This window comes from Mesorhizobium amorphae CCNWGS0123 (genome assembly GCF_001686985.1).
GTDB classification, from domain to species: Bacteria; Pseudomonadota; Alphaproteobacteria; order Rhizobiales; family Rhizobiaceae; genus Mesorhizobium; species Mesorhizobium amorphae.
The window spans coordinates 3,104,250-3,113,656 of record NZ_CP015318.1 but is presented as its reverse complement, the minus strand read 5'-3'; the positions used below and the strand labels follow the sequence as shown (position 1 = coordinate 3,113,656).

Below are 9,407 nucleotides of genomic sequence, written 5' to 3'. Positions count from 1 at the left end.
AGCGCAGGGAGGATTGCCGTGACAGGAACAGCCGGGACATGGCGCGTCGGTATCCTCTTTTCGCGCAGCGGCATCACTTCGGTCACCGAAAGCGAGCATTTCTACGGAACCGCTCTGGCCATCGAGGAGATCAACGCCGCCGGCGGCGTGCTGGGACGGCAGATCGAGCCGATCGCCTACGACCCGGGCAGCGACCCCGAAGCGTTTCGTTCGCTGGCCCGCAAGCTGCTGACCGAGGACGACGTCAATGTCATCTTCGGCTGTTCGATGTCGGGCAGCCGCAAGGCAGTGCTGCCGATCGTCGAGCGCTACAACGGATTGCTCTGGTACCCGTCGATCTACGAAGGCTTCGAATATTCGGAGAACGTCCTCTACACCGGCGCGACGCTCAACCAGAACACCTTCGCACTGGCTGACTTCATCCTACAGCGCTACGGACCGCGCGTGTTCATGGCCGGGTCCGATTACATCTATCCGCATGAATCCAACCGGGTGATGCGCGATCTGCTGGAGTGCAAGGGCGGCAAGATCGTCGAGGAACAATATGTGCCGCTCGACGCCGACGAACGCCGCATGCGCCGGCTGATGGACGACATCGAAAAGGCAGCTCCGGACGCGGTGTTCTCGACCGTGATCGGGCGCTGCGCGCAAATTCTCTACAGGCTCTATGCCGAGGCCGGTATCGACCGGACACGGCGGCCGATCGCCAGCCTGACTTTGGCCGAAGGCGAGATCCGCGTCATCGGCGCCGAGCACTGCACCGGCCATGTGCTGGCCGCCCCCTACCTGGCGACGGTCGACAGCGGCGAGAACCAGCGCTTCGTCGGCGAGCTCGCCCGCCGGTTCGGCGACCGGACGACCGCAACCATGTGGTCGCAGACGGCCTATACGCAGGTCCACCTGTTCGCCCGCGCGCTGGAAAAGGCCGGAACCCTCGACACCTTCCGGCTCGGACAGGCCGCGCTCGAGGTCGACTATGCGTCGCCGGAGGGACGCATGATGTTCGACCAGGAAAACCGCCATGTCTGGTCGACACCGCGTATCGGCATCGCCAATGCCACCGGCCAGTTCGACATCGCCTGGCAATCGCAGGCGCCGATCCGGCCCGACCCCTATCTCGCCTCCTCTCGTTTCGAGGAGCCGTGGCTGTAATGACGGCAACGCTCAAACGCATTCTCAACGATCTGCGGCAGGCGAAGATCCTCGTTATCCATCCGAAGGACGAGGATGGCGCCGCGCTGGTCGATCACCTCAGGCGCCTGGGCTGCGAAGTCCGCGCGGCGTGGCCGCCGCCGGCGTCGATCCCCGGCGACATCGACACGGTGTTCGTGCAGGTGGGCGAGGCGCCGACCGATGCCATGGTGTCGCTGATCGAAGGCGCCAATGCTGCCGTGGTCGCCATCGTCACCTATGAAAGCCCGACCTCGATCAAGGCGATCATCGACCTCAATGCGCACGGCGTCATCACCAAGCCGCTCAGGCAGCTCGGCGTGCTGACGCAATTCGCGCTGGCCCGTTACCGCTACGGCTATGAAGGGCGGCTCGCCAACAAGGTGCGCAAGCTTGAGGATACGCTGAAAGGTCGCCGCACGATCGAGAAGGCGGTCAAGGTTCTGGTCGAGATGAACGGTGTCGATGAAGAGACCGCCTACAAGCTCATCCGCGACCAGGCGACATCGAAGCGCGTCGCGCTGGTTTCTGTGGCCGATGGCATCCTCGCCGCGCAGGAAGCGATGCGGACTTTCGGCTTCGGGATTTCCGCGCAAGCCGGCCAGAAACAGCCGAGCGGCCGATAAGGCGTTGGCCGCCGATCAGGGCTAAGATTTCTCTCAAATAGCTGATTTTATTAGTTTAAGTCGAACTACTTCCGATCGCTAGCGGCCGTGATCTTTGGCTCTTGACGCGACCTTCCGCCTGTGCAACTTCTAAAGGCACGAGCAGGTTTGCTCATCGGCAGGAATGCCGTTTCACATTGATGGCTATGTAGCCCTTGGTTCGCGGATGACTTCCGCGCCCAGGGGTTTTTTGCGTTTGGAGACAGGCTTTGACGACACATGCGAAAGCGACGGCGGACCTGCGTCTGGCCTGCATCCAGTTCCAGCCGGCGATCGGCCGGCTGGACGAAAATCTCCAGGCGATGGAGCGATTGATCCGCCAGGCCGCCGGTCTCGGTGCATCGGTGGTGGTGCTGCCCGAGCTTGCCGACAGCGGCTATGTCTTCGACAGCCAGGACGAGCTGGCCGCGCTCGCCGCTCCCATTCCGGATGGACGCAGTGCCATGCTGCTGTGCAGCCTGGCAAACGAACTCAACCTGCACATCGTCAGTGGCCTTGCCGAGCGCGAGGGCGACCGATTCTTCAACGCGGCCATGCTGTGCGGACCGGCGGGTCCTATCGGCACATACCGCAAGCTACATCTGTGGAACCGCGAGAAGCTTTATTTCCAACCGGGCAATCTCGGCCTGCCGGTATTCGATACCGCGATCTGCAGGATCGGCGTGGCGATCTGCTATGACGGTTGGTTCCCCGAGACCTACAGGCAGCTGGCGCTGAAGGGCGCGGAGCTGGTCTGCGTACCGACCAACTGGGTGCCGATGCCGGCCCAGGGTCAGCATCCCGAGCCGATGGCCAACATCCTGCACAAGGCCGCCGCGCACAGCAACGGCATCTACATCGCCTGCGCCGACCGCGTCGGCACCGAGCGCGGCCAGCCTTTTGTCGGCAGGAGCCTGATCGTCGGCCCGACCGGCTGGCCGATCGCCGGCCCTGCCAGCGAAGCCGGCGAGGAGATCCTCATCGCCACGATCAGGCTTGGCGAGGTCGCCAGAGCCCGGGCGCTGAGCGAACGCAACGACGCCATCGGCGACCGTCGCAGCGACGTCTACGGATAACCAAGAAGAAGCCGGCACCACCCGGTACGATCAACACTCAAGAAAGGGGAATACCATGAGAAACAGAACAGTGATCCTTGCACTTGCCGGCGCCGCTCTGGCCACCACCGCCTTTGCCGCCGACGGTCCGATCAAGATCGGCATCCCGGTCGGCCTTTCGGGCGCCAACAGCGTCGTCGCGCCCTCGGTCGTGCAGTCGGCGGAACTGGCGGTCGCCGAAATCAACGCCGCCGGCGGCGTGCTCGGACGCCAGCTCGCGCTGGAGATCGCCGACGACGCCTCGGGTGCGGCAGGCGCGCAGAAGGCCTTCGATTCGCTGGTGTTCCAGAAGGAGGTCAACGCCGTCATCACCATGGAGACGAGTGCTGCGCGCAATGCCGGCCTGCCGATCATCACCAAGGGCGACATCCCCTACATCTACACCTCGTTCTACGAGGGCAAATCCTGCAATGCCAATCTGTTCGTCAACGCCTGGGTGCCCGAACAGCAGGTACCGCCGATCGTCGACAATTTCATCAAGACGCAAGGCGCCAAGAAGTTCTTCCTGATCGGCTCCGACTACGCCTTTGGCCGCGGCATGCTGGAGTTCGCCAAGGCCTATATCGAGAAGTCGGGCGCGAGCGTCGTCGGCGAGGAATATTTGCCGATGGAAGGCAGCGACTGGACCGCGATCATCTCCAATCTGAAAAGCTCCGGTGCCGATGCGGTGATCACCTCGACGGCTGGCGGCGCGCCGAACGTCACTTTGACCAAGCAGTTGCGCGGCGCCGGTATCACCATCCCCTATGGCAACCTCGCGGTGGACGAGGGAACAGCCAAGAGCATGGGCGCGGACGCCGCGGGGATCTTCATTTCCGCTTCCTATGTGACCAGCATCGGCAGCGACGCCAACAAGAACTTCCTTGCCGCGATCGCGAAGAAGTTCGGCGGAGAATTGCGCACCCCGAACGACCTCTCGGTGCCGGAATATGAAGGCATCTACCTCTACAAGGCCGCGGTCGAGAAAGCTGGGACGACCGACACCGCCGCTGTGCTTGCGGCGCTCGCCGAGGTATCCTTCACTGGCCCGCGCGGCACGGTCTCGATGAGCAAACAGCACCACGCTCCGCTGACCATGTATCTCGGCCAGGTGAAGGCGGACGGCTCGGTCAGCGTGGTCGATACATTCGAAGGCGTCGACCCCGGCGAACAGTGCCCGAACCTCTAACCGCACCTGTCATCGCAACGGGGCGGCGGCCCTGCGCCGCCCCGTTTCACACTATCGGGAACCTGCCATGACGCTTCTCCTGGACATGGTGACGACGGCAGCGATCCTGTTCATCGTCGCCGCCGGCCTGCTGGCGATCTTCGGCGTGCTGAAGATCATCAATTTCGCTCATGGCGCCTGGCTGACGATCGGCGCCTATTGCGCGGTGGCAACCGCCGGCCTCGGGCTCAATCCCTGGGCGGCGCTGCCGATCGCCTTTGCCGTGGGAGCGATCCTCGGCGGCATCACCGAGCAGGTCATCGTACGGCCGCTCTATCGCCGGCCACTCGACGCCATACTGGCGACCTGGGGTCTCGGCATCGTCATCGGCCAGCTGATCACGCTGTGGTTCGGGCGTGACGTGCAGTTCACCCCCAACCTCCTGTCTGGCACCGTCGATGTCTTCGGCGTCGGCTATTCGCTCTACCGGCTGTTCGCGGTCGCCGCCGCGCTGGTGATCGGGCTTGCCTTCACCTTCCTTCTCGAAGGCACGCGGCTCGGCCTGTCGGCGCAGGCGGTGATCATGAACGAGACGCTGGCGCGCGCGCTCGGCATCGACACAGCGCGCGTGCGGCTCGCCACCTTCATGGTCGGCACCGGGCTGGCGGCACTTGCCGGCGTGCTGCTGACGCCGCTGACCAGCGTAGACCCGAACATGGGCGTCGCCTGGCTGATCGGCTCGTTCATGCTGGTCATGGTCGCCGGCTCGTCCTTCTCGACTTTAGCCATCGCCTGCCTCGTCTTCGGCGGCGCGCAGGTTCTGGTCAGCACCTTCGTCAGCCCCATTTTCGGCGGTATCACGGTGGCGGTCCTCTGCGCCCTGGTGCTGCGCATCAGCCCGAAGGGATTTGCCCGTGCCTGAGAGCCGTTCCATTCCGCCGAGGGTCTGGCTGCTTGCGGCGCTCGCGCTTGCGGTGGCGGTCGTCGTCATCATCGGGCCAGCGCTGTTTGACCGATTCACGCTCAATGTGCTGACCCGTTCGATGATCTACGCCATGCTGGCGGTGACCGTCGACATATTGTGGGGCTACACCGGTATCCTGACCTTCGGCCAGGCGGCCTTCTTCGGCACCGGCGCCTACGCCAGCGCCATGGTGCTCAGCCATCTCGGCGCAACCCCGGCGCTGCTCGCCCTGGCGCTCGCATTGGCAATCATCGTTCCGATACTGCTTGGCGCTTTCGTCGGCTGGCTGTCGTTCGGCCACGGCTCGACGCCGCTCTATGCGACGGTGATTTCACTGGTGGTGCCGATCGTGGTGACGCAGCTGGTGTTTTCGGGCGGGGTGTGGACCGGATCGAGCAGCGGGCTGGTCGGATACTCCGGCCTGCCGCTCGGCTTGCAGGGGTATTTCAGGCTGACCGGCATCTGCCTCATCATCACCACTGTCATCGCCCTGATCTTCACCCGCTCCGATGCCGGCAAGCTGCTCGTCGCCATTCGCGACAATGAAGCGCGCTGCGCCTATCTCGGCCTCGACCCGCAACGGCTGAAGATCGCGCTGACGACGATCCTCGCCGGCGTCGCCGGCCTTGCCGGTTTCCTCTACGCCAACGCATCTGGCGTGGTGGCTCCGGAGAATACCGGCTTCGTCTTCGGCACCGAGATCGTCATCTGGACGGCGCTTGGCGGCCGCGGCACGATCATCGGGCCGGTGATGGGCGCGATCGGCATCGACTATCTCAGCGCCCAGCTTTCCGGCGACCTGCCCTTCCTGTGGAACCTGGTGGTCGGCGCGCTGTTCGTCGTCATGATCATCCTGTTACCGAACGGGCTGGCGCAGCTCGCCAGAATGGTCCTGCCACGCCGCCATGGAGAACAGGCCAGCCAGGCGGGCAGCCCTGCCCTCGCCGCCGAGGCGGCCGGCAACGGCGCGGAGAACGGCAACCGCGTGCTTGCCGTCAGCGGCCTCGGTAAATCCTTCGGCAGCCTGCAAGTGCTGCAAGGCATCGACCTCGACGTTCGCCCCGGCGAACTGGTCAGCCTCGTCGGCCCCAATGGCGCCGGCAAGACGACGCTGATGCGGTGTCTCAGCGACGGCACCGAAGCCACGACCGGGCGCGTAAGCATCGCTGGCCAGGACATCAGCGGCATGACGCCGGATGAGATCGTCGCGCTCGGCGTCGGACGCAAATTCCAGGTGGCGAGCGTCTTCGACAGCCTGACGGTCGCCGACTGCCTTCGCATGGCGCGCGCCTCGCGCAAGACGCCGAGCCTGCTGCGCCGTTCCGCCACGCTCGGGCTGCCGGTGGCGGCCGCCGACATCCTGCGCTCCACCGGTCTCGACGGTATGCTCGGCCGCCCGGTGTCGCTGCTGTCGCATGGCCAGAAGCAGAGCCTCGAGCTCGCCATGGTGGTTGCGCTTGAGCCAAAGCTCATCCTGCTCGACGAGCCTACGGCCGGGTTGACCAAGGTCGAGCGCACCACCATTGGCGCGACGCTGCAGAAGCTGACCGGCGAGCTTGGCTTTGCCGCCATACTGGTCGAGCACGATCTCGATTTCGTGCGCGACATCTCGACCAGGATCGTCGTTCTCCACCAGGGCAAGCTGGTGCTCGACGGCAGCGTCGATCAGGTCGTCAATTCCGAAGTGGTCAGGACGATCTATTCGGGAGGCGCCCATGCTTGAGACGAGACAGGCAGAGGCCGGAACCACCATGCCGAAACTGTCGCTGTCGAGCGTGTCGAGCGGCTATGGGCCGGTTGCCATCATCGAGGCGCTGTCGCTGGCTATCGCGCCCGGACAGATCTTTGCGCTGATGGGCAAGAACGGCATGGGCAAGACCACCGTGCTGAAAACCATCCTCGGCTTCGTGGCGCTGCGTTCGGGCGACATCCGCCTCGACGGCGCCTCGATATCAGGCGTTTCCCAAGCCTCGCTGATTGCATCCGGCGTCGGCTATGCGCCGCAGGAGCAGGCGCTGTTCCAGGATCTCAGCGTGCGCGACAATCTGCGCCTCGCCTTGCGCTCGGACCGCGGTTTCGCGGAAGCCGTCGAGCGGGTCTATGGACATTTTCCGTTTCTCCGGGAGCGCCTGTCGCAACGCGCAGGAACGCTGTCGGGCGGCGAGCAGAAGATGCTCATTCTCGGTCGCGCGCTGATGCTGCGGCCAAAGCTGCTTTTGATCGACGAGATTTCCGAGGGCCTGCAGCCGTCGGTCGTCGAGCGGATCGCCACGGCACTCAAGGAGGAGCGCCGGAGCAACGGCACGACCATCCTGATCGTCGAGCAGAACCTTCCCTTCGCGCTCGGCATCGCCGACAGCTGGGCGGTGCTGAAGCTCGGCCGCATCGACGATGCCGGCGACGTGTCGGAGGGCACGGCGGCGCGGGTGATGCAGCATCTGAAGATCTAGGGCAATTCCAGGAAAAGTGCGTAGCGGTTTTCCGTCCGGGATTGCGTCGAAACAAAGAGAAAGAGATAGAGCGGTTCTGCGTGTGGCTGAGCTCCTGCGAGCGCCCTGTCAATGCAGCCCGAACTCCCGCAACAGCTCCTGGCGATAGCTCACAAACCGGGTCTCGCTGCGGTCGCGGGGGCGCGGCAGGTCGACGTCGATCAGCCGCGCCGCGCCGCCTTTTTCCTTGGGCAGGATCAGCACCCGGTCGGCAAGGTAGATCGCCTCTTCGAGGTCATGGGTGACCATGACCATGGTGACGTTCTCCTCGCTCCAGATGCGCGCCAGCTCCTCCTGCATGCCGATCTTGGTCATGGCGTCGAGCGCGCCGAGCGGCTCGTCGAGCAGCAGGATCTCGGGCTGCACGGTGAGCGCCCGCGCAATGCCGACGCGCTGCGCCATGCCGCCGGAAAGCTGGCGCGGCCAGGCATCGCCGAATTCGGCGAGGCCGACGAGCGCGATGTAGAAGCGCGCCCTCTCCTGGGCTTGCTGCCTGGGCACTCCGCGCACTTCGAGGCCGAAGGCGACGTTGCCGAGCACGGTCAGCCAGGGCAGCAGACGCGGCTCCTGGAAGATCACGGCGCGCTCGGCACCGACGCCGTCGACAGGCTTGCCGTCGATTGCGACGCCGCCGCTGTCGGCGGCCTCAAGCCCGGCAAGGATGCGCAGCAGCGTGGTCTTGCCCGAGCCGCTGGCGCCGACGATGACCAGGCATTCGCCCGAGCGGATGTCGAGGTTGAGCGTCCTCAATACCTGAAGCGGACGCCCGCCAAGACTGAAGGATTTCGAGAGGTCGCGGATCGAGACCTCGGCGCCGCTTGGGCTGGCCATCGCCATCGTCTCCGTGCTCAGTTGGTCTTGGTTTCGCCCGGCCGGTAGAGGATATCCGCGGCCTTCAGCTTGCCCTTGGCCAAGCGGCCGTCGCGCTCGAGCACGGCGACCCAGAAGTCGATGTCGCGGTCGGTCACCTCAGCGCCTTCGCGCAGGCCAAAGCCGGTCCAGTAGCGGGCGAGATCGCCGTTTTCGCCACGCTTGTTGAGGATGTTGGCCAGCACCTTGCGCGCTTCATCGGGGTTCTGCTGCGACCAGTCGGCAGCGCGCGCCGATTGTTCGACGAAATTGCGGGCGGCGTCCGGATGCGCGGCGATGAAGTCGCGCCTCAGCACGACGAAGCCGCCGGCCAGTTCGCCCAGCACATCGGTGTCGTTGAAGACGCCGCGCACGCCACCATTGGCGACCAGCGCGCCGGCAAAGGTCGCCTGCCAGTAGCCGAGGCCGGCAATATCGACCTGGCGCGAGCGCAAGGTCTGTTCGAGCTGCGGCCCGGGCACGACGACGAGGTTGGCGGCATCCGGCGGCAGGCCGAAGCTGTGCAGCGCCTCGCGCACCGTGTAGTCGAGATGGGCGCCGAGCGTGTTGACCGAGATGGTCTTGCCGGCAATGTCGGCGATCGATTTGATCGGGCTGTCTTCCAGCACATAGAAGACGCTCTTCACATCCTTGTTGATGCCGTTGCTCGGATAGGCGGCGACGAAGTCGTTGCCGCCCGAGATCGAGTTGATCACGGCGGCGGTGGCGGCCGAACCGATGTCGACGCTGCCGGAGGACAGCGCAAACAGCGATTCCGGGCCGCCGGCGGCGTAGCCGGCATTCTCCAGCTCGACGCCAAGCCCCTTGAAGTAGCCGAGTTCGTCGGCCAGTTCATGCGCGGAGATGCTGCCACGGCTGGCGAGGTAGCGGAACTTGACGGGTCCGGCTTCGGCAAAGGCGAAGCGCGGCAGGCCGGCGGCGAAGATACCGGCGGCGAGTGGTGCGCCGGCAAGCAGCGTACGGCGGGTGATTTTCATGGTCCGGTCTTTCCTTGTTCGAGAAGAAGGC

General features: G+C 65.0%; 9 protein-coding genes. 7 read left to right on the top strand and 2 right to left on the bottom strand.

What is annotated here, in order from left to right; translation table 11 throughout:
- Positions 1-18: 18 nt before the first annotated feature.
- The 7 genes from A6B35_RS14545 (at position 19) to A6B35_RS14515 (ending at position 7,490) form a co-directional block, all read left to right on the top strand.
- The gene (locus A6B35_RS14545) at positions 19-1,152 is read left to right on the top strand and encodes a transporter substrate-binding domain-containing protein (protein WP_006201386.1); all 1,134 of its coding nucleotides are present in this window, start codon (positions 19-21) and stop codon (positions 1,150-1,152) included.
- Complete coding sequence (locus tag A6B35_RS14540; protein WP_006201385.1) at positions 1,152-1,796, top strand: ANTAR domain-containing response regulator; 645 nt, start codon at positions 1,152-1,154, stop codon at positions 1,794-1,796. The genes A6B35_RS14545 and A6B35_RS14540 overlap by 1 nt, the downstream gene beginning before the upstream one ends.
- Positions 1,797-2,044: 248 nt before the next feature.
- Entirely contained in the window at positions 2,045-2,890 is an 846-nt protein-coding gene (locus A6B35_RS14535) for a nitrilase family protein (RefSeq protein WP_006201384.1), read from the top strand.
- Between the two features lie 55 nt (positions 2,891-2,945).
- The gene (locus tag A6B35_RS14530; RefSeq protein WP_040582485.1) at positions 2,946-4,097 is read left to right on the top strand and encodes a substrate-binding protein; all 1,152 of its coding nucleotides are present in this window, start codon (positions 2,946-2,948) and stop codon (positions 4,095-4,097) included.
- 67 nt (positions 4,098-4,164) lie between these two features.
- Entirely contained in the window at positions 4,165-4,998 is an 834-nt protein-coding gene (locus A6B35_RS14525) for a branched-chain amino acid ABC transporter permease (RefSeq protein ID WP_006201382.1), read from the top strand.
- A complete protein-coding gene (locus A6B35_RS14520; protein ID WP_006201381.1) occupies positions 4,991-6,763 on the top strand; it encodes a branched-chain amino acid ABC transporter ATP-binding protein/permease in 1,773 nt (590 codons plus the stop codon). Before A6B35_RS14525 ends, A6B35_RS14520 begins: the two co-directional genes overlap by 8 nt.
- Positions 6,756-7,490 (top strand): ABC transporter ATP-binding protein, encoded by a 735-nt coding sequence (locus tag A6B35_RS14515; RefSeq protein WP_006201380.1) that lies wholly within the window; start codon positions 6,756-6,758, stop codon positions 7,488-7,490. The genes A6B35_RS14520 and A6B35_RS14515 overlap by 8 nt, the downstream gene beginning before the upstream one ends.
- 108 nt (positions 7,491-7,598) lie before the next feature.
- Here A6B35_RS14515 and A6B35_RS14510 read toward each other — a convergent pair whose 3' ends face one another.
- Positions 7,599-8,360, bottom strand: a complete 762-nt coding sequence (locus tag A6B35_RS14510) for an ABC transporter ATP-binding protein (RefSeq protein WP_006201379.1) — start codon at positions 8,358-8,360, stop codon at positions 7,599-7,601.
- Positions 8,361-8,377: 17 nt separating this feature from the next.
- Positions 8,378-9,376, bottom strand: a complete 999-nt coding sequence (locus tag A6B35_RS14505; protein ID WP_006201378.1) for an ABC transporter substrate-binding protein — start codon at positions 9,374-9,376, stop codon at positions 8,378-8,380.
- Positions 9,377-9,407: the final 31 nt, after the last annotated feature.